The following is a 21,639-nucleotide window of genomic DNA, read 5'->3' on the forward strand; positions in this document are numbered from 1 at the left end:
CCGTCAACAGTGAGTGCAGTCGATCTTATACTGGATAAGGCACTGAAGGGTGAACGTCTTCAGTTGGAAGATACGGTCACATTATTCGAGAGCAATGAAATTGAGAAAATGGGCGCTGCCGCAGATATTATTATGAAGCGCTGGCACCCGGAGCCAGTGACGACATTCGTCATCGGCCGCAACATTAACTACACCAATGTATGTGATGTATATTGCCGATTCTGCGCCTTCTACCGCAGACCCGGTTCGGAGGAAGGCTATGTGCTTCCCGATGAGACGATCTACCAGAAGATTGCCGAGACCATGAGCGTAAACGGAACCGAGATTCTGATGCAGGGCGGTACGAATCCCAATCTGCCGTTCAGCTATTATACGGATATTCTGCGCGGCATCAAGCAGCGGTTCCCGGAGATTACGATGCATTCCTTCTCACCGGCGGAGATTATGAAGATGGTGGAGGTCTCCGGCCTGCCGCTGGAGCAGGTCATGCGTGAGATCCATGCTGCGGGCCTCGATTCCCTGCCCGGCGGCGGTGCAGAGATTCTCGATGACCGTACCCGCCGCAAGATCAGCCGGCTCAAGGGCTCCTGGCGCGAGTGGATGGACGTCATGCAGACCGCACACCGGATCGGCATGAATACAACAGCCACGATGGTGATCGGTCTGGGCGAGAGCATGGAAGAGCGGGCGCTGCATCTGCTGCGTGTCCGTGAAGCCCAGGACGAATGCATTGCGAACAAATATGATTCCGAGGGCTTCCTGGCGTTCATCTCCTGGACCTTCCAGCCGGATAATACGAACCTGAAGCTGGACCGCCAGACCCCGGAGGAATACCTGAAGACCGTAGCCATCAGCCGCCTGGTGCTGGACAATATCAAGAACTTCCAGTCCTCCTGGGTAACGATGGGGCCTGAAGTAGGCAAGCTCTCCCTGCAATACGGCTGCAATGACTTCGGCAGCACGATGATTGAGGAGAACGTAGTCTCCTCGGCGGGCGCCACCTACAAGGTCAACATCGAGTCGATCACCCAGCTCATCCGCGAAGCGGGCAAGATCCCGGCGCAGCGCAACACGCGCTATGACATCCTGCGCACGTTCGAGGATGCGAGTGTCAAGATTGATAATGATTTTGTGATGCAGAACTAGAATATAGCTATACACCAACAGATCAATAACGGGGCTGTGCTACATATAAGTAGCGCAGCCCCGTTATGTTTTTTGGAAACTATTATTTCCTCTTTGAATGATTCGTACAGTGACTTGGTTGCTGAATGTGGAGCAATCGTTACAGCGTCATGTAGCCAATGTATATGAAAAACAGCATACATTGTGTTCACTCGCAGAACAACATATATTGTGCTCGCTCACAGGCATATTGCCCGAATGTATGCGGAAAACAGCATACATTGTGCTCGCAGGCAGGTAATCCTAGCCATCCGTTAGGATGACTTGTTGTTGTTTTGTCATAGAGTTGTAAAAATTAATCGTTATATTTTACAAAAAACGCTGAAATAATGTGAGATTTTACACAACAATTCATAAGAGTTAATGGAATTTGATAGATTCATAGGGAAGGCTATGATACAATTTTTCGGACAGTGGTAGAATAATATAGCAATCACAGGGAGGAAATTAGATTTATGGGAGAGAGAAGATGGAACAAGCCGATAGCTTCTTTATTGGCTACCACAGTTCTGGCAGCACAGATGCTGGGCGGAGTATTCAATGTTCCTGTGCTGGCGGCAGGAAAGGCGGAGGCTTCTCCGGTGATTAATCCGGGAACCATTAATTTACGCTTGATGAGCACGACTGATGTTCATACGAACGTATATGGATGGGACTATTTCAAGGGTGCCGCCTCCGCGACTGTAGGTCTGGACCGTACTTCAACCTTAGTAAAGGCTGCACGCAATGACGCAGAGGGGAAATACAACCTTTTGCTGGATAATGGCGATTTAATTCAAGGAACACCGCTGGGAACGTATATGGCCCAAGTGTCTGATTTCAGGACTAGCGAAGACCAGATTCATCCGATCATCGCAGCTATGAACCTCATGGGTTATGATGCAGCAACCTTCGGCAATCATGAGTTCAATTATGGTTTGGATTATCTGGACCGGACAGTTAAAGGCAATGTAAGCAGCGCAACTTATAAGGAGTCTACGGGAGCGAAGTTCCCTTATGTGAATGCAAATATTTATAATGTGTCCGATAATAATAATACATTTGAACCTTATAAAATCATCGATAAAGAGGTAAAGGACAGCAACGGCAACACCGTTACCATTAGAGTCGGCCTCCTGGGTCTGGTTACTCCGCAAATCATGGAGTGGGACAAGGTAAACCTGGAGAAAAACGTTATTGCCAAAGATATTGTGGAAACGGCGAAGAAGTTTGTTCCTGAAATGAAGACGGCTGGTGCGGACGTTATCGTCGCCATGACTCATTCCGGGTTCGACGCTGCTGCTGCAGAAGGAACTGGAGCAGAGAATGTTATTAACCTGCTGAGCAAGGTACCTGGCATCGATGCCATTACCTTCTCGCATACCCACAAGGTATTCCCGACGAACGGGGATGACAGCAAGCTGGATGCTTCCTTCAAAGATCCATCCACCAAACTCCCTTACAATAATGATGTAGCCAAGGTAGACAACCTCAACGGCCATATTAATGGCACTCCGGCAGTACAAGCGGGCTATGGCGGAGGTTACCTGGGCCTTATCGATCTGAAAATCGCCCAGAGCAGCAGCGGCAAATGGGCAGTAGACAAAGCAGCTTCCAAGGCTTCTACGCGCTCTATTGCTGGCGCTGCCGTTGACACCGCTATCGATGATCTTGCCGGAGCGGCACATCAAGCTACGATTGATTACGTGAATCAGCCGCTTGGTGTAACTTCTGCGCCGATGAACAGCTATTTTGCTATGGTACAGGATGATCCGACAGTCCAGCTCGTAACCTATGCCCAGCAGCAGTATGTATCTAACTTAATTCATACGAACGAGAATCTGGCCGGCTACAGAAACTTGCCGATCCTGAGCGTTGGTGCACCGTTCAAGGCTGGACGCAACGGCCCTGAAGAGTATACAGATATCAAGAAGGGCGACCTTACAATAGCCAGTGCAAGCGATCTGTATCTGTATGACAATACGCTTAAGGCGATTGTAGTGAAAGGTTCGACCGTCAAAGAATGGGTAGAGATGAGTGCAGGAGCGTTCAACCGCATCAAGCCGTCCATCTCTACACCGCAATCTCTGTTAAATTCAGCATTTGCTGTGTACAATTTCGATGTGATTGACGGCATCCAATATACGCTTGATGTCACCCGCAATGCCAAGTACAAGCCTGATGGAAGCATCAACGATAAATCCTCCAGCCGGGTAACCTCCATCACCTATGGCGATAAGCCACTGGTCATGGATCAGGACTTCGTGGTCGTTACCAACAACTACCGTGCAAGCGGCGGGGGTAACTTCCCAGGTGTCAAAGAAGCGAAAATGATTATTGATTCCCAAATGGAGAACCGCCAGGTGCTGATGGATTACATCAAGGAAGCGGGGACCGTTGATCCTACCGCAGACAACAACTGGTCGATTGCTCCTATCGAAGGGAATGTCACTGTAACGTTCCCGTCTTCACCTAGAGCAGCAGCGGTCGCTCCTGCCAACATTACGGCTACGGGTACTACAGATGTAAGAGGCTTTGAGATCTACAACCTTAACTTGAAAAAAGCTCCTCCAACCCCAACGGGAGATGTTGAAGTCCATCTGCTGGGCATTAATGACTTCCACGGCCAACTGGACACTACCTCGGTGGTGAATGGTGAAGCTGTAGGCACAGCGGCTACACTTGCTGCTTATTTGAAGGAAGCCCGTGCCAAATATGAGCATTCGCTGCTGTTCCACAACGGCGACTCTGTGGGCGCATCCGCTCCGGTATCTTCGCTGGAACGGGACAAGCCTACGATGGAATGGATGAACCTCATGAAGTTCGACGTCGGCACCCTGGGGAACCATGAGTTTGACCAAGGTGTTGAGGCGATGAAGGCTCAAATCTATGGCGGCAAGGACCCTAAGAACGAGAAGGTCGACCATAATGGCGCAGATTTCGATTATATCAATGCCAACGCAGTAGACAGCACCACCGGCAAACCTATTATCACCCCTTATGTTGTAAAAGAAGTTGGCGGCGTGAAAATCGGCTTCATCGGAGTTGTGACCAAAGCAACGCCAAGCAAAGTATCGCCAGCCGGTACAGCTGGTGTGAAATTCCTGAGTGCCGAGGAAGAGGTCGCGGCGATTGAGAAATATGCGGCCGAGCTGAATGCTCAAGGCGTCAAGACGATCGTGGTGCTTGCCCATGATCCGGCAACAACCAAGGTTGATCCGGTTACCAAAAAGAATGTATCCACCGGTGAAGCTGTAGATCTGGCTAATGCGCTTCCTGCCAATTCCCCGGTTGATGTGATCGTAGCCGGAGACAATCATGGCTATGCCAATGATACGGTGAACGGTAAGCTGATCGTTCAGGCTTACTCTTACGGAACGGCTTTTGAAGACATCAAGCTAGTGATTGACGGAGCTACAGGTACAGTGAAGAGTAAAACAGCTACTGTAACGAGCACGGTTCAGAGTAAAATCACACCGGATGCCGAAACCAAGGCGTTGGTGGACTACTATCTGAGTCGGCACCCTGAACTAACCAAGCCTGTAGGAACTACTGACGGTACAATAACCCGTACAGATGCCTACACTAAGGAATCAGCATTGGGTAACCTGATTGCAGATGCGATGCGACATGCTATCTTCAAAGAGGGCGAGAAAAATCCTGCTGATTTCGCCTTCATGAACCCGGGCGGTATCCGTGCGGATCTTCCGAAAGGCAATGTAGCGTTCGGAGATCTGGCGAAGATCCAGCCGTTCGGCAACACGCTGGTGAAGCTGACCCTGACTGGTCAACAGATCAAGACCCTGCTGCAGCAGCAATGGGCTGTTAAGGCTGACGGCACCGCAGACACGAAGACATTGCAAATCTCAGGGCTGAAATATACAGCGAACATGTATCTGCCGGTTGCAGAGCGTGTGGCTAACCTGACTAAGGCTGACGGAACACCTATTGAAATGTCGAAGAGCTACACGGCTGTAGTCAATAACTTCATGGCTGCGGGCGGCGACAATTACAAGGTATTGACTGAGGCAAGCGCCTCGCTGGCCGGACCGATTGACCTGGATGTATTCTATGAATACATTAGGGACACATTCAACGGCGGGGCGATCACTGCTGCCATTGAAGGCCGGATCACTAATGTAGAGAAAGACCCTGGAACGGTTAATCCGAACCCTGGTAACCCTGGACCGGCTACAACTGCAACACCGAAGCCAACGGCTTCGCCTTCGGCCACTCCAAGTCCGGCAGCTACACCTGCGGCAACAGCAGCTCCAACGCCAAGCCCGGCTGTACCTGTTGTAGCCTTCAAGGATCTGGGCAAGGTAGCCTGGGCCGCAGATGCCATTAATGCATTGGCAGCCAAAGGCATTATCAAAGGAATGGACGGCACAAGCTTTGCACCAATGAAAAGTGTAACCCGCGCAGAATTCGTAACCATGCTGGTTCGTTCACTTGATTTGAGCAATTCGGCTTCACCTGCGACATTCAGCGATGTGAAGCAGGGAGTCTGGTACTCCGATACAATTGCTGCGGCTGTCAATGCAGGTCTTGTAAAAGGCTCCGGCAACGGTAAATTCGAGCCGGGACGTGAGATTACCCGTGAGGAAATGGCGATTATGATCGCGAATGCCCTCAAAGGTCAGCTGCAGCCGGTAGACGCTGCAACGTTGAACAAATTCACGGATAAGGCAAAGATTGCCCCTTACGCCCAGCAGGCAGTAGCACAGCTGACTCAGATTGGTATCGTCAACGGAGTCGATGCCAAGCAGTTCGCACCGAAGAGTATGGCTAACCGTGCCCAGGCTGCGGTCATTATCTTCCGTATGCTGGAGAACAAAGCTTCATAAGTTTAAAGTTTCATCATCATGTGATCATGAAATGATAATCAACCAGAGAGAAGGCCCGTGCTGAAATAGCGCGGGCCTTTTTTGGTTTACAATTGTATCCAAAAGTGATATCATAATCATATCAAATACATATCTAATGGAGGCGGCTTTATGAAAGAGAAAATTTTGCATCCGGTCAGCGGTTTTTGGGTCATCGCTCTGATTGCCATTTGTATCGGCGGCGGGATTTATGGTGCGATTCAGGAATATGTGGCATTGCCTGTTATCCTGTTCGTAGCGGCGTTCATTTTGAGCACCAGTATATCCGTGGTTCAGCCTAACAAGTCGGTGGTAGTGACTTTTTTCGGCCAATATGTGGGCACTATTGCAGCAAGCGGACTGTTCGCGGTCATTCCGTTCAGCATCCGTAAGACGGTATCTCTCCGGGTCCGCAACTTCAACAGCGTGAAGCTGAAGGTCAATGATGTGGAAGGTAATCCGATTGAGATTGCTGCGGTGATTGTGTTCAAGGTCGTTAATTCCGCCAAAGCGCTGTTCGATGTAGATAAATATATGGCATTTGTGGAAATTCAGAGTGAGACAGCACTGCGTCATGTGGCGAGTAAGTACCCTTACGATAACTTCAATGAGACCGGCATGTCCCTGCGGGCCAATGCTGATGAAATTGCCAAAGAGCTTGCCGTAGAGCTGCAGGAACGCTTGTCCCTTTCAGGTGTAGAGGTCATTGAAGCCAGGCTGACCCACTTGGCTTACTCTACCGAGATTGCCAGCACGATGCTGCAGCGCCAGCAGGCTTCGGCCATTCTGTCCGCCCGCCAGATCATTGTGGAGGGGGCTGTCAGCATGGTCGATATGGCGATCCGTCAGCTTAAGGAGAGCGGTGTAGTTGAACTGGATGAAGAGCGCAAGGCAGCAATGATCAATAATCTGATGGTCGCGATTGTGTCTGAGCGCGGCGCGAGCCCGGTAATCAATGCCGGCTCGTTGTACTAAAGGCGGTAATATTATGGCGGCCAAAAAAAGCTTTCCGCTGCGGATCGATCCCGAGCTGCACGAAGCGCTGGAACGCTGGGCGGGAGAAGAGTTTCGCAGCGTAAACGGACATATCGAATATTTGCTGCGTGAGTCTTTGAAGCGTGCAGGCCGCTTGCCGGTTAAAAAACGCCGGGAAGAAGAATAATCTGCCCGGGGCGGCGGCCCTTCTGGCCTGAAGACGGACAGCCGTTTTGCGCTTGACGGAAGATAAGCTGAGATTTATAATTGCCTTAATTCATGTTATCAGCGTTGACGAAGATATGAACCACTTGCTTTGGACCGTTTCAGAGAGAGGAAGCCTCAGGCTGCAACTTCCTCCGGTACCGGCTGTCGGTTTACCCCTTTGTAGCTGCGGTTATGAACCCCTGACGGCTTCCGTACTCCGGAACCTTAACGGATAGTAAGAACCGCCGGTTCATGGCCGTTATCCCCATGCTAACGAAGGATTATATTCTGCAGTGAAGCATAAGCAGCTGCTGCAAGGATAGATCGAATTTGGGTGGAATCACGGGTGCAATCACTCGTCCCTTTGCGGGACGGGTGTTTTTTGTGTGAAGAGTTCAAGGAAGTATAGCCCAACAAACCTTAGGAGGAAGTAATCATGTCAGTAAATATTAAGCTTCCGGACGGATCGGTCCGGGAATACGCAGACGGTAGCAGCATTGATGATGTAGCCGCCTCTATCAGCAGCGGACTGCGCAAGAACGCCGCAGCAGGCAAGCTCAACGGGATTATCGTAGACCTGTCAACACCGCTGCAGGAAGGCGATCTGGTAGAGATCGTAACTCTTGATTCGTCGGAAGGTCTTGAAGTGATGCGCCACAGTACAGCCCACCTGATGGCGCAGGCGGTAAGACGCCTGTTCGGCACCAAGGAAGTGAAGCTTGGAGTCGGTCCTGTGATCGAAGACGGCTTCTATTATGATATGGACCTGGAGCATCCGCTCAATCCCGAGGATCTGCTGAAGATTGAGAAGGAAATGGACCGCATCGTCTCGGAGAATCTGCCGATTGTCCGGCATGAGGTCAGCCGGGGGGAAGCACTGGAGCGCTTCGGCGAGCTGGGTGATCCTTACAAGCTGGAGCTGATTGAAGCCCTGCCGGAAGACAGTGTCATCACGATCTATGAGCAGGGCGAATTCTTCGACCTCTGCCGTGGCCCGCATTTGCCGTCTACGGCCAAGATCAAGGTATTCAAGCTTATGAATGTGGCCGGGGCTTACTGGCGCGGGGACAGCAAGAATAAGATGCTGCAGCGTGTCTACGGCACAGCCTGGATCAAAAAGGCACAGCTGGATGAGCATCTGCGCCTGCTGGAGGAAGCGAAGAAGCGCGACCACCGGAAGCTGGGCAAGGAGCTGGAGATTTTCACCTTCAACCAGTTAGTTGGACAAGGCCTGCCGATCTGGCTGCCTAAGGGCGCGAAGCTGCGCAGTATTCTGGAGCGTTATATTGTCGATCTGGAAGCAAGCCTCGGATACCAGCATGTCTACACTCCTGTACTGGGGAACGTAGAGCTGTACAAGACTTCCGGGCACTGGGAGCACTATCAGGAAGATATGTTCCCTAAGATGACTATCGATAACGAAGAGTTCGTGCTGCGCCCGATGAACTGCCCGCATCATATGATGATCTACAAGAGCTCGATGCACAGCTACCGCGATCTGCCGATCCGTATTGCTGAGCTTGGGATTCAGCACCGTTATGAAATGTCAGGAGCCTTGACTGGTCTGCACCGCGTGCGTTCCATGACGCTGAATGACTCACATATCTTCTGCCGTCTGGACCAGATCAAGGGCGAGTTCATCCGCGTGCTGGAATTGATTAAGCAGGTATACAGCGACTTCGGGATTGAAGATTACCGGTTCCGCCTGTCCTATCGTGATCCTAAGGATACTGAGAAATATTATGCCAACGACGAGATGTGGGAGACTGCACAGCGTATGCTGCGTGAGGTAGTCGAAGAAGCCGGCCTGCCGTTCTACGAAGCCGAAGGCGAAGCAGCCTTCTATGGTCCGAAGCTCGATGTGCAGATTAAAACTGTACTCGGCAAAGAAGAGACACTCTCGACCGTACAGATTGACTTCCTGCTGCCGGAACGCTTTGAGCTGGAATATGTCGGCGACGACGGCCAGAAGCACCGTCCGGTTGTCCTGCACCGCGGGATTCTGGGAACGATGGAACGGTTCGTAGCCTTCCTGCTGGAGAACTTTGCCGGTTCACTGCCGCTCTGGCTGTCTCCGCAGCAGGTGAAGATTATTCCTGTATCGTCAGCCTTCGACGACTATGCGAAGGAAGTGGAAGCGAAGCTGCTGCGCAGCGGCATCCGTGCGGAAGTGGATTTACGCAATGAGAAGATGGGCTACAAGATCCGTGAAGCTCAGCTCGAGAAGCTGCCGTACATGTTCGTGGTCGGCGAGAACGAGATGAACGCGGGCAGCGTAGCAATCCGTAAACGCGGTGAAGGGGATATCGGTGCCCAACCTCTGCAGGAAGCGATTGATTCACTTGCACAGGAAATTGCCGGACGTGTAATTTAATTCAGTCTGATTACTGAACCTCTGTTATAAGCCTCATGAGACCGCTATGGCGCGGTGTCATGTATAAAGTTTTGTGAATCGGGAAACCCTCGTACTATGGGGAGGGTTTAACTAATGAACAAAATGGGCTTATACCAGAGGTTTTGGTGTCTTTTCGTCACGATCGTCCTTATGCTGACCGCTGCCGGGATCTTCCCGGATTACGCGCGTAAGTCAGCCCAGGCGAGAGGGATGGAGGACACTGCAGGGCAGCATGGAAGCAGCATACAGAAGCAGTCACCCGTTGATCCTCAGCAGGCAGGCTCAGCATCCCGTCTTGGAGGCTCTTCAAGAGCCGTACAGCCGGATGCTGCAGACAAAGCTGCTAAGCCAGAGGTACAGGCAGCTAAGCCTAAGAATGCTGTCAAAGCACCCGGCTCGGTACCGGTAGCCGCTCCGGCTCCAGAGCAGATTATCACCTCGCTGAAAGTAATGGCGACCGGCTATACAGCCGGATACGAATCCACCGGCAAGACCGCTAAGCATCCGGAGTACGGGATTACGTATTCAGGAGTGAAGGTACGGCGGGACAAGAATGCGGTATCCACGATTGCAGCGGACCCGAAGGTGCTGCCGCTGGGAAGTATTTTATATATACCGGGTTATGGATATGGAATTGTGGCCGATACCGGATCGGCAATCAAAGGGCGCAAGATCGATCTCTACTTCAGCACCACCAAGCAGGTCTACAAGGAATGGGGCAAGAAGTCGGTTGTGGTTCAAGTGATCAAGCGCGGCGACGGCAAATGCACGGAAAGTATGCTGAAGAGTCTTGGCCATGCCATTCAGACCTATAATGCGGTTCCGCAATATTTGCTGGAAGAAGCTATTTAGGGATGCTTACGGCGGACATCCGGGAGTTTGAATTTATTTTCACGTGAGCATGCATAATACAGCGGGCTGCTTCCCATAATATCGACTGGGGCAAATACTTGCTTCTTCCGATACAATAGGGAGGTGATTCTCGTGGCCAATTCCAAGAAACCGAAGGTACAGGAAAATTACAAAACACCAAATGAAAAATACAATGCAGAGTTCGCTGTTGAAAATGACGGCGCCACTAAGCAAAGCGGCAATTCTATTGCCAAGCCGGCTCAGAAACCGCAGCAGTAATGCTGGGTTCCCGGTAAGCTCCTGAAGCAACAAGCTGTCCTGCCATGTCCGGATTACGGGCTGGAGGGCAGCTTTTTTTGAATTTATATGATTGTGGGGTTATTTTATGCAGCTATAATCTTACTTAATATTCCAGTTGTCTCGGTCTGGAGACTGAGATACGGTTCCTTCTTACGCCGCTGTTCTCTGCCGCATTCTTCCTGTAGACTAAGGTTATAAATGTTTACTAAGGAAGAGTTGTATTTACGACAAGGGGGATGACATTATGAAACGAAGGTTCACCAGCCAGGTACTCGGAGGCCTGCTCCTCATCGGTATTGGGGGAATGTTTCTGCTCCGGCAGATGGGCTACACGGATTTCAGTCTGGGCTCACTGATCTCCACCTATTGGCCGGTTATTCTGATCGTGATGGGCGTACAACGGTTTTTGGCCCCGGATGAGGAGCGTTCAAGATTCTCTGCAACACTCGGCGGATTTATATATCTGGCGATCGGTGTATTTTTCCTGGGACGGAATTTAGACTGGTTCTACTATTCGGCAAGCGACTTCTTCAAAATGCTGATTCCGGTCATGCTGATCGGCGGCGGATTATCCGTCATTTTCAGACCGCGGCGCAACACTCCGCCTATACCTCCGGCACCGCCTTCACCGCCCGGCTACTACCCGCCTGGACCCGGTAAGAGTCCGCTGGATACAGCGCCGCCCGCTCCGCTCGAATCTACGCTCGATCAGCAGTTCGAGCAGAAATTCGGCAAGCCGGCTGGCAGCGCGGACCGGAACTGGAATGATTATCTGCATAAGAATGAGGAAGACGCAGACGGTAACCCGCTGCATGCCTCGGCAGATACCCGCTGGCAGGAGAAGCAGGAGCGCCAGGAGCGCAGACGTCAGGAGCGTCAGGAACGGCATGCCCGCCGTCATGGCGAATGGCATGAGGAGTTCCAGGATTCCGGGAATGATAAGGACGCGACGAACCGCTCGGCTTTTATCGGTGATGTGCATATGGGCAAGGAGCATTTTCAACTGAAGCGGACCAATATTTCGCAATTCATCGGGGATACGGTGCTGGATCTGACCAATGCGCAGATTCCTTACGGCGAGACCAAGATTAATATCTCTGCTTTTGTCGGCGACATTAAGGTATACATTCCAGATGATATGGATCTGGGTGTGTCTGTAAATGGCAGTTCGTTCATCGGTGATATGCAGGTGCTTGAGCAGTCGCGCAGCGGGTTCATGAGTAATGTGCAGTGCAAGACGCCGTATTACAAGGAATCGGGCAAAAAGGTCCGTATCAACGTCAGCTGCTTCATCGGTGACGTTAAAGTTAAAACGGTGGGTTAAATGGGGATCTTCAGTAATACCAAGTGGATGCTGCTGGTGTATTTCTTGCTTAGCGGCGGGGTGACAGCGGGGCTGATGTATGCCGGGACATGCCTGGGCTATATTCAGGTGGTGGATACCCGGATGTGGATCTACCTGTGTCTGGGCATTGTACTATTCACAGTCATCATCGGCTACATCGCCGGTCAGCGGATTCAGCGGCGGATCGATCATCTGGATCTGAATATGCTGCAGGTGGCTAAGGGCAATATGTCGGTGCGGATGCCGGAGAGCGAGGACCAGTCTTTCGCACGTGTCTACCATGAGTTCAACATCATGATGGATACGGTCGAGAAGAAGATGAAGCGGCTCCAGCAGCTCGGAGAACAGGAAGTTATTGAGAAGGAAAAGGCAGCGGAGAGTGCGGTACTGGAAGAGCGCAGGCGTATGGCCCGGGATCTGCATGATACGGTGAGCCAGCAGCTGTTCGCTATTCACATGTCCGCCTCCTCGCTGCCTAAAGTGCTTGAACGCAGCGCCGAGCACGGGCAGACGGTGATGGATCAATTGATCAGTATGTCCCAGATGGCGCAAAAGCAGATGAGGGCGCTGATCGCACAGCTGCGTCCGGTAGAGCTGGAGGGACGTAATCTGTTCGAGGCACTGGAGAAGTGGTTCCCGGATTACTGCCGCCAGAACGGGCTCAAAGGGGTGAAGGAGCTCGAGCTTCAGGGTGAGCTGTCCGAAGCGATTGAGCATCAGCTGTTCCTGATTATTCAGGAGTCGATGGCGAATATCGTGAAGCATGCCGGTGCACGGGTGGTCAGTCTGTCCCTGCGGGAGGTGCCGCGCCAGGTGGTGCTGAGCATCAGCGATGACGGGCAGGGCTTCGAGCATGTGCAGCATAAGCAGGGGTCCTACGGTCTGACCACGATGCGTGAGCGGGCTGAAAAGCTGGGCGGTCAGGTCGAGATTATCAGCCGGAGGGGAGCGGGAACGACGATCCGCGTACATATTCCAAAGTTTGTCCAAGGGACTGAGGCCGGTTCTGAAGAAGCTTGAGGGGCTCAGCGGTGATGAAGCTGGAGCTGTATCATGCTTATACAATGTAAGGGGGAGTGCAGAATGAGTCTCGTAAAAGTACTGCTTGTAGATGATCACGATATGGTGAGGATGGGCCTTAAAACCTATCTGATGTTGGACCCGATGTTTGAAGTGATCGGAGAAGCAGCAAACGGGCATGAAGCGCTGGCGATGCTGCGCGAGCTGGGACAGGAGGCGCTGCCGGATCTGGTGCTGATGGATCTGATGATGCCGGTGATGAACGGGGCTGAGACCACCCGCGCGGTCCTGGCTGAATTCCCCGGGCTCAAGATCGTCATCCTTACCAGCTTCCTGGAGGACGATCTGGTGGTCGATGCGATTGAAGCCGGGGCTGTCAGCTATGTGCTGAAGACCGTCTCGGCAGAAGAGCTGATCTACGCGCTCCAAGGCGCCTATCGCGGCATGCCGGTGATGACCGGCGATGTGTCGCAGGCGCTGACCCGCGGCATCCGCCAGCGCACGGTCCAGGGCGACACCTCCGGCTTGACCGAGCGGGAGAAGGAAGTGCTGCTGCTGATCGCCGAGGGCAAGACAAATAAGGATATCGGCGAGGAGCTGCATATCAGCATCAAGACCGTGAAGACCCATGTCAGCAACCTGCTGATGAAATGCGAGCTGGATGACCGTACCCAGCTGGCGATCTACGCCCACCGCAAGGGCTGGGCGCAGGGGTAGCAGCTGCCGGTTTTTTGACTAAATCTAATGATCTAGTGAACCGATAAGGAGGCTATCCGAATAGCAAACGCCAATCTGATGAAGGAAATTAACCTGAATAATGTGCGCCAGGTGATGAAACGTATGGAGACGGCTACAAAACCCCAGCTAGCTGCACTGACCAAGCTAAGCGTAGTAACTGTGAACTCATTAGTTAAGGAGCTGTCCGAGTTAGGGGAGTTGTTTGAAGACTTGGTGGTGCCTTCCAACGGGGGCAGACCCGCACAGACCTATCGCTTTAATTACGATTTCAGTCTCGCGTTGGTGATGTACGTGACAGAAAAAGCGGGAAAAGTACTGATCTCCGCCGCAGTTATCAATTTGAAGGACGATATTCTGATGAAGGATGAGCATATGATCCCGGTTTTCGAAAGAGATTTTTGCTATACAATTATTGAACATGCCCTGAACCGGTATCCTTCCATCAAGGTCATTGGTATAGGTATTCCGGGACAAGCGGTAAACGGTGAAATTAAGGTTAGCAGTCTCCGGGAGCTGACGGGCACCCGGTTAATTGAAGAGATTGAGTCCCGGTTTGGGCTGCCTATCCTGGTGGAGAATGATGTGAATGCCGCGATCAGCGGATATTGCATGAAGCATAGCGAAGGCGAAGAGCAATATTTACTGGGTCTCTACTTTCCGAACGGTTACCCGCCGGGTATGGGGATATACCTGCACGGCAGCCTTCTAAAAGGAAATCAGGGGATGTCAGGAGAGGTAAAGTTCCTTCCCGATATGCCTGAATGGAGCCTGGAGATCCCCCGGGACACATTCATAGCTGCAACCTGCAGGATCTTACAGACGGTGAATGCTGTGCTGGCCCCGGATAGAATTGTCATCTATCAGGACAGAGTGGAGGATGCCGTCTGGACATCGGCCTGGACAGCCTATCAGCTTCAGCACCCCATGCCTGTTTATCCGGAAGTCATCTTACAGCATACCTTTCAGGAAGATTTCGAGCACGGTCTGCGCAGGCTGACCCTGAAGGAGTTAGAGCCGCAGCCCGTTTAGACCTAACGTACTAAGAACCCTTGTTAACTATACAGGGGTTTTTTTGTTGTTTTTGAATCATTCAATCCGCTCCTTGACAAAAAATAAGAGAGAGAACATACTTAGTATATATACTTTATAAAGTTTATTTATTAAGTGGTTTTAGGAGGAGAATCATTGTCTACGTATTTTTTGATTATTATTTATCTGGCTTTTATTAGTCTGGGACTTCCCGATTCTTTACTTGGCTCTGCTTGGCCTGTGATCTGGCCAGAGATGGGTTCATCGCTGGGATCGGCGGGAATCATCTCGATGATTATTGCCGGAGGGACCATCGTGTCCAGTCTGTTCAGCAACACAATCGTGAAGCGCCTGGGGACAGGACGAATTACCTTTGTCAGTTGCCTCTTAACCGCCGCCTCATTGTTCGGATTCTCCCTGTCTCCATCCGTGTTGTGGTTCATTGTAATGGCCGTTCCGCTGGGTCTTGGGGCAGGTGCAGTGGACGCGGCACTGAATCATTATGTGGCTGAACATTACAAGGCTCATCATATGAGCTGGCTGCACTGCTTCTGGGGCGTAGGCGCGACCCTGGGACCCATGATTATGGCAGTCAATCTCGTACACGCCCAGTCCTGGAGAGGGGGATATGCGGTTGTGGCCATCATTCAGTTCGGATTCGCAATGCTTCTGTTAGTGACGCTTCCGCTATGGAAAAAGGTTGCCGCCACGCGCGAGCCTCAGCTTCCCGCAGCGCTTAGCAGCACTCTTCCAGAGGAAACGGCAGTGAACCTTAAGCCGCAGGCGAACACCATCCGCTTGCGGGGCGTTAAGCCTACCCTGTTGACGTTCTTGTTGTACTGCGGAATAGAAGCAATGGTAGGACTGTGGGGCGCCAGTTATCTGGTGGGCGCAAGGGGAGTTGCGCCAGATACAGCAGCGGCCTGGATCTCCGTATACTATGCGGGCATTACAGTTGGCAGGCTGATTACCGGCTTCATCACTTTAAAAGTCCATAACCGCCTGCTTATCCGTTACGGTCAATTGGTGACCATTATAGGCGGAGCTATTCTTGTGATCCCGCTCCATCCGACCCTCTCGCTTGCAGGCCTGATATTGATTGGTCTTGGCCTCGCACCTATTTATCCGGGTCTCCTGCATGAGACGCCGGCCCGGTTCGGCAAGGAGAATGCAGCCCGCTTAATCGGGTATCAGATGGCGGTAGCCTATACGGGGACAACGTTAATTCCGCCGTTATTCGGACTTTTATCCGTGGGCACCAGTGTTGCCGTATTCCCCTTTGCTGTACTTACGTTACTGATCTTCATGTTCGGCAGTACAGAGCGTGTGAACCGGCTATTGGGCCAATCCACTTTAGGGAGGGAATAAACGGATGGCTTATATTCTTATATGTGCAATCATCTGGCTGGCCGCCTACTTTCATATGGCAGCATTCAAAGAACCTATGGAGGTGAAGCCTATCCGTAGTGTAGAAGATCTGTTTGATTAATCAACGATCCATCATCGTCTTGGTATCTTTTATCTCCGCTTAAATTGTTTTTAATGTGACCTTAAGGTTTACAGTACAAAATAAGGACATCAAAACAAATAACACTTTGCCTGACACGGCAAGGCGCGGGAGGAAAGTAAACATGGACGATAACAAAAACAACTTCAATCGTGAGAACAACTACAATCGTGATCATGAACCGGGACCGGATCGTGAATGGGACAATAATCATAATGATACTGATAACAGCACTAATTCATCCGCAGAAGGCGGCTCCTACTACTATTCTTATGGACCTTTCAAATCGTTGAACAATGATGAGATGAACGGCAATGACCCGCAGCATTATAACCGCCGCGATCCCGAGCGGGTAGAGGTTACACCGCCACAGCCGGTGAAGTCCTTACCGTATAACACATCGCTTCGCACTACCGGCAATGACGGGAACGGCGGACGCGGCGGCAATCCTCCTGAGGGGGGCAACGGCTGGCAGTACAACCGTAAGCCGAAGAAGCCGGTGAAGGCGGTACTGGTATCTTTTCTCGCCGGAATGGTGGTCTTATCAGGCTCCATGTTCATGGCAGACCGGGGGAACTGGTTCACCGGAGGCCAGGAGGCAACCACGGTTGCAACGAATCCGGCAGGGAAGACGGCAAGCGGCAATGCTAATATTACACCTTCCACTTCCGCAGCGGCGCTGGTCACCGGCTCGGGAGATGTATCCGGCGTAGTTGAGGGGGTAGGGCCGGCAGTCGTCAAGATTGAGACGCTGGTGAAATCGAACAACTCGCGGAACAGAAGCAGCAGTCCGAATATGAGCGATCCGTTCTCACAGTTCTTCTTCGGGGATCAATTCGGTGGTGGAGGTTCCGGTTCGAATAATTCGGAATCCCAGCCGGGCTCGAATAATTCTTCTCCGCAGCTTACACCTTACGGTATTGGCACAGGCTTCATCTATGATTCGAACGGTTATATCCTGACCAACCAGCACGTGGTAGATGGCGCCGATGTCATCCAGGTTACCGTAGACGGCACCTCCAAGACTTATGAAGCGAAGCTGCTGGGCTCCAGCAAGGATCTCGATCTCGCCGTACTGAAGATTGAAGGCTCGGACTTCCCGTCTGTGGCGCTTGGCGATTCCGACAGCATCAAGGTAGGCTCTGAGGTTGTGGCGATCGGTAACCCGCAGGGCTTCGACCATACAGTGACAACCGGGGTGCTCAGTGCCAGAGGCCGCAGTATTGATATTGCCGAAGAAGACGGCAGTGGTACAAAAACCTACAAAAATCTGCTGCAAACCGACGCCTCGATCAACCCGGGGAACTCCGGCGGACCGCTGCTCAACATGAATGGCCAGGTCATCGGTATGAACGTTGCAGTAAGCAGAGATGCCCAAGGGATCGGCTTTGCGATTCCGGTAAATACCATTAAAGGCGTAGTAGATAAGCTCGAAGCAAATCAGGAAATTCCTAAAGAACCGGTACCATTCATTGGGGCTACTCTGATGACAATTACCGATGAAGTTGCCAAGCAAATGGGAACCACGATTAAAGAAGGCTCTGTAGTAGCTGAAATTGTCTTTAAATCTCCTGCTTATACAGCGGATCTGCGTCCTTACGATATCATTACAGGAATTGACGGAAAGAGCTATGCTACCAGCCAGGATCTGATCACTTACATTCAGACGCTTAAGGTAGGCGATAAGGCGACTCTGAATGTGGTCCGTGACGGCAAAAAGCTGGATCTGCCGGTAACGATCGGCAACAAGAATGATTTCGAGACCACGCAGACTCAGAAGCAATAAGCACATCATGCGGTGGGCGTTAGAGCGGAAGGGGCAACCCTTCCGCTCTGTGCTGTTCGTGTACGGATGCGGAGAGACTGGTGCATCTGATACAATAGAGATATATGAATGAGACAATGGGGGCTGCCGGATGCGACCGAATATACTGATAATTGATGATGATGAGAAAATAACCTCTATGCTCCGCCGCGGGCTGGCCTTTGAGGGCTATGATGTCAAGACGGCGTCCAACGGGGCTGACGGGCTGCGTGCCGTTCTGAACAGTGATCCCGATGTGGTCATTCTGGATGTTATGATGCCCCAGGTGGACGGGTTCGAGGTATGCCGCCGTCTGCGGGAGGGCGGGAGCAGCGTTCCTGTGCTGATGCTGACGGCCAAGGATGAAATCGAGCACCGGGTGAAGGGGCTGGACCTCGGCGCGGATGACTATCTGGTGAAGCCGTTTGCGCTGGAGGAGCTGCTGGCACGGGTCCGGGCACTGCTCCGGCGCAAAAGCGAGCAGGGCGGTAGCCCGGATCAGGCGGTCACCTATGAGGATATTACGCTGGATGTGGATTCCCGGGAAGTGACCCGCGCCGGGCGGCGCCTGGAGCTGACGGCGAAGGAATTTGAGCTGCTGCATCTGTTCATGCAGAATCCGAAGCGGGTGCTCTCCCGCGATCTCATTATGGATAAGATCTGGGGCTACGATTACAGCGGGGAATCGAATGTCCTGGAGGTATATATTGCAATGCTGCGTCAGAAGACGGAGGAGCATGGCGGCAAACGACTGATTCAGACGATCCGGGGAGCCGGTTACATCCTAAGAGGTGACTAATATGTCCATACGTTTGCGGCTTACTGCCTGGTATTCGGGAATTCTGGCTGTCATGCTGCTGGTTTTGTCCGGCGTGATCTATGCGTTTGTCTATATTAATACGTACGGCGATTTGAAAAACCGGCTCCAGAATCAATCGCATCAGGTAGAGCTGAAGGCGGGCCTGAGCCCGGACGGAAACCTGCAGCCTGTGCTTGGGGGACCAGCGGGTCAGAGCCTGTTCGCCCAAATGTACATCTATGATCTGGACCGGCTGATTCTAAGCCCAAATATGACCGAAATTAAACTGAAATTCCAGGTTCCCGCCAAGGAGGACCTGCATAACCAGGAGGGATTCCTGCAGGCCAGCTATGGCGGTAACCCCTTCCTGATCTATCAGCGGGCGGTTGATGTAACGCTCAACAACAGTCTGCCTGCGCCTGCTGTCCTTCAGGTCGCCGTCTATACGGGGGAACAGGTCACGCTGCTGAACCGGCTGAAGAATATTCTGCTGGCCGGCTCCTTCGCTACCCTGCTCGCAGCCTTCACCTTCGGCCTCTTCCTGGCCCGTAAGGCGATGAGTCCGATTGGCAAGGTCATTGAAGCTGCGAATGGAATACAGACGGGAACTGACCTTAGCTGGCGGATCGTATATGACGGTCCGCAGGATGAGATCGGGCGGCTGATTGAGACGGTGAACAGTATGCTCGGGCGGATGGAGGGCTTCTATACGGGGCTGGAGGAGGCCTATGCCACGCAGCGCCGCTTCGTCTCGGATGCTTCGCATGAGCTGCGGACACCGCTTACAACCATCCGCGGGAATATTGATCTGCTGCAAAAGGTCTGGGAGATGAAGCCGGATGACAGCCGGATGTCCGAGGCGGACATCCGCCAGCTCTCGATTGAATCGGTGAAGGATATTGCTGATGAAGCTGCGCGCATGAGCCGTCTGGTAGCGGATATGCTCTCCCTGGCCCGTGCGGATACCGGCCGGACCTTCGAGATCGAGCCGGTGGCGCTGGAGCCGATGATGACTGAGGTAGCCCGCCGGGCGTCCTTCCTGACGCGCGAAGCGGAGTGGTCTGTAGGTGAGATGGGCCATCTGAACGGTAAGTATATCCTGGGCAACAAGGATTATCTGCAGCAGATGATGTTTATTTTCATTGATAATGCTTTCAAATACACCCCGGCAGGTGAGGTTACGCTGGATGCCTTGCTGTATCAGAATCAGGTGGGAATCCGCATTGCTGATACGGGAATCGGGATGGACAAAGATGAGGTGCCGCATATCTTCGACCGCTTCTACCGCGCAGATGAATCCAGAGGAATTACGGAAGGCATCGGGCTAGGACTGTCCATTGCCAAATGGATTATTGAGGAGCACGGAGGCTCTGTTGAGGTGGTCACCCGTCAGGGGGAAGGGACGACCTTTGTGATTTGGCTGCCGCTTCTCTTTGCCCCGCCGCTGGAATAGGGTATAATTGAGTGGCTCCTATTACAGCAGTCATTGACAGCAGAAAGCGGTGAATTCATGGAAGTCATCAAAATCTCTCCCCGGGGTTATTGCTATGGCGTCGTCGATGCTATGGTGATGGCACGGCAGGCTGCGCAGAATCTGGATCTGCCCCGGCCGATTTATATACTGGGCATGATTGTGCACAACAGCCATGTCACGAACTCCTTCGAGGATGACGGAATTATTACGCTGGACGGGCATAACCGTCTGGATATTCTAGATAAAATAGATAAGGGAACAGTCATCTTCACAGCCCACGGCGTATCGCCTGAAGTACGTAAGGTGGCACGCGCCAAAGGGCTGACCACGGTGGATGCCACCTGCCCTGATGTGACCAAGACGCATGATCTCATCAAGGAGAAGGTTGATGAGGGCTGCGAGATTATCTATATTGGCAAGAAAGGCCACCCGGAGCCGGAAGGTGCGGTGGGAATTGCGCCGGAGCATGTCCATCTGATCGAGAAAGAAGAGGACATTGCCGGCCTCTCTATCACTTCCTCACGGATTGTCATTACGAACCAGACCACAATGAGCCAGTGGGATATCAAGCATATTATGCGCAAGCTGCTGGAGACCTTCCCTGGTGCCGAAGTTCATAATGAGATTTGTATGGCTACGCAAGTGCGGCAGGAGGCTGTCGCTGAGCAGGCGGGCCAGTGCGAGCTGGTTATTGTGGTCGGTGACCCGCGCAGCAATAACTCCAACCGCTTGGCGCAGGTATCAGAGGAGATCGCGGGAGTTACGGCCTATCGCATCTCGGATGTATCCGAGATGAATACAGAATGGCTGAAGGGAATCACTAAGGTAGGTGTGACTTCCGGCGCTTCTACACCGACACCGATCACCAAGGAAGTCATTAATTATCTGGAGCAATATGACGAAGCGAAGCCGGAGACCTGGGAGATCAAGCGTACGGTCAATATGGCGAAGCTTCTGCCGCCTGTGAAGAATAAGACGGCCAGCACCAGCTGACAGGTCTGAATAACTATAACGATGAACTCATAGCGGATAACCGGCAGTGCGGCCTGAGAGGGCTGTGCTGCTTTCTTCGTTTTTGCCACATAGAATTCACACGTAACGGGGAATAATGGTTGACTGAAAGGGGAATATGAGATAAAATTACTTTAGTGCTTAAAAGCGTACA

The 21,639-nt window shown here is 52.1% G+C and carries 16 protein-coding genes; all 16 read left to right on the top strand.

From position 1 onward, the window contains the following. Positions 1-9 precede the first annotated feature (9 nt). Positions 10-1,146 carry a cyclic dehypoxanthinyl futalosine synthase gene (gene mqnC / locus NST69_RS07475; protein WP_339254980.1) on the top strand — a complete coding sequence of 379 codons (1,137 nt, stop codon included), beginning with the start codon at positions 10-12 and terminating at the stop codon, positions 1,144-1,146. A gap of 494 nt (positions 1,147-1,640) precedes the next feature. Beyond that, complete coding sequence (locus tag NST69_RS07480; protein WP_342548898.1) at positions 1,641-6,011, top strand: bifunctional 2',3'-cyclic-nucleotide 2'-phosphodiesterase/3'-nucleotidase; 4,371 nt, start codon at positions 1,641-1,643, stop codon at positions 6,009-6,011. A 150-nt stretch (positions 6,012-6,161) separates the two neighbouring features. Beyond that, the gene (locus tag NST69_RS07485; protein ID WP_342548899.1) at positions 6,162-7,004 is read left to right on the top strand and encodes an SPFH domain-containing protein; all 843 of its coding nucleotides are present in this window, start codon (positions 6,162-6,164) and stop codon (positions 7,002-7,004) included. A gap of 13 nt (positions 7,005-7,017) precedes the next feature. Then, positions 7,018-7,191 carry a toxin-antitoxin system HicB family antitoxin gene (locus NST69_RS07490; protein WP_036722388.1) on the top strand — a complete coding sequence of 58 codons (174 nt, stop codon included), beginning with the start codon at positions 7,018-7,020 and terminating at the stop codon, positions 7,189-7,191. Positions 7,192-7,647: 456 nt separating this feature from the next. Continuing rightward, positions 7,648-9,585, top strand: a complete 1,938-nt coding sequence (thrS, locus tag NST69_RS07495; protein ID WP_342548900.1) for a threonine--tRNA ligase — start codon at positions 7,648-7,650, stop codon at positions 9,583-9,585. A gap of 114 nt (positions 9,586-9,699) precedes the next feature. Beyond that, positions 9,700-10,458, top strand: coding sequence for a 3D domain-containing protein (locus tag NST69_RS07500; RefSeq protein ID WP_342548901.1), 759 nt, complete (start codon positions 9,700-9,702; stop codon positions 10,456-10,458). A gap of 132 nt (positions 10,459-10,590) precedes the next feature. Beyond that, complete coding sequence (locus NST69_RS07505; protein WP_342548902.1) at positions 10,591-10,737, top strand: hypothetical protein; 147 nt, start codon at positions 10,591-10,593, stop codon at positions 10,735-10,737. Positions 10,738-11,002: 265 nt separating this feature from the next. Further along, positions 11,003-12,082 carry a cell wall-active antibiotics response protein LiaF gene (gene liaF, locus NST69_RS07510; protein ID WP_342548903.1) on the top strand — a complete coding sequence of 360 codons (1,080 nt, stop codon included), beginning with the start codon at positions 11,003-11,005 and terminating at the stop codon, positions 12,080-12,082. Continuing rightward, positions 12,083-13,123: a sensor histidine kinase gene (locus tag NST69_RS07515; protein WP_342548904.1), complete on the top strand. Its 1,041-nt coding sequence runs from the start codon at positions 12,083-12,085 to the stop codon at positions 13,121-13,123. A gap of 63 nt (positions 13,124-13,186) precedes the next feature. Further along, entirely contained in the window at positions 13,187-13,840 is a 654-nt protein-coding gene (locus NST69_RS07520; RefSeq protein WP_340755434.1) for a response regulator transcription factor, read from the top strand. 54 nt (positions 13,841-13,894) lie between these two features. Continuing rightward, complete coding sequence (locus NST69_RS07525; RefSeq protein WP_342550106.1) at positions 13,895-14,890, top strand: ROK family protein; 996 nt, start codon at positions 13,895-13,897, stop codon at positions 14,888-14,890. Between the two features lie 156 nt (positions 14,891-15,046). Beyond that, the gene (locus tag NST69_RS07530) at positions 15,047-16,258 is read left to right on the top strand and encodes an MFS transporter (protein WP_342548905.1); all 1,212 of its coding nucleotides are present in this window, start codon (positions 15,047-15,049) and stop codon (positions 16,256-16,258) included. 263 nt (positions 16,259-16,521) lie between these two features. After that, the gene (locus NST69_RS07535; protein ID WP_342548906.1) at positions 16,522-18,183 is read left to right on the top strand and encodes a trypsin-like peptidase domain-containing protein; all 1,662 of its coding nucleotides are present in this window, start codon (positions 16,522-16,524) and stop codon (positions 18,181-18,183) included. Positions 18,184-18,313: 130 nt separating this feature from the next. After that, a complete protein-coding gene (locus tag NST69_RS07540; RefSeq protein WP_036722376.1) occupies positions 18,314-19,000 on the top strand; it encodes a response regulator transcription factor in 687 nt (228 codons plus the stop codon). A 1-nt stretch (position 19,001) separates the two neighbouring features. Further along, the gene (locus NST69_RS07545; protein WP_342548907.1) at positions 19,002-20,453 is read left to right on the top strand and encodes a HAMP domain-containing sensor histidine kinase; all 1,452 of its coding nucleotides are present in this window, start codon (positions 19,002-19,004) and stop codon (positions 20,451-20,453) included. Positions 20,454-20,510: 57 nt separating this feature from the next. Next, entirely contained in the window at positions 20,511-21,467 is a 957-nt protein-coding gene (locus tag NST69_RS07550) for a 4-hydroxy-3-methylbut-2-enyl diphosphate reductase (protein WP_209872942.1), read from the top strand. The last annotated feature ends 172 nt before the right edge of the window (positions 21,468-21,639 follow it).

Origin of the sequence: Paenibacillus sp. FSL P2-0089 (assembly GCF_038595095.1) — a bacterium.
GTDB classification, from domain to species: Bacteria; Bacillota; Bacilli; order Paenibacillales; family Paenibacillaceae; genus Paenibacillus_AQ; species Paenibacillus_AQ silagei.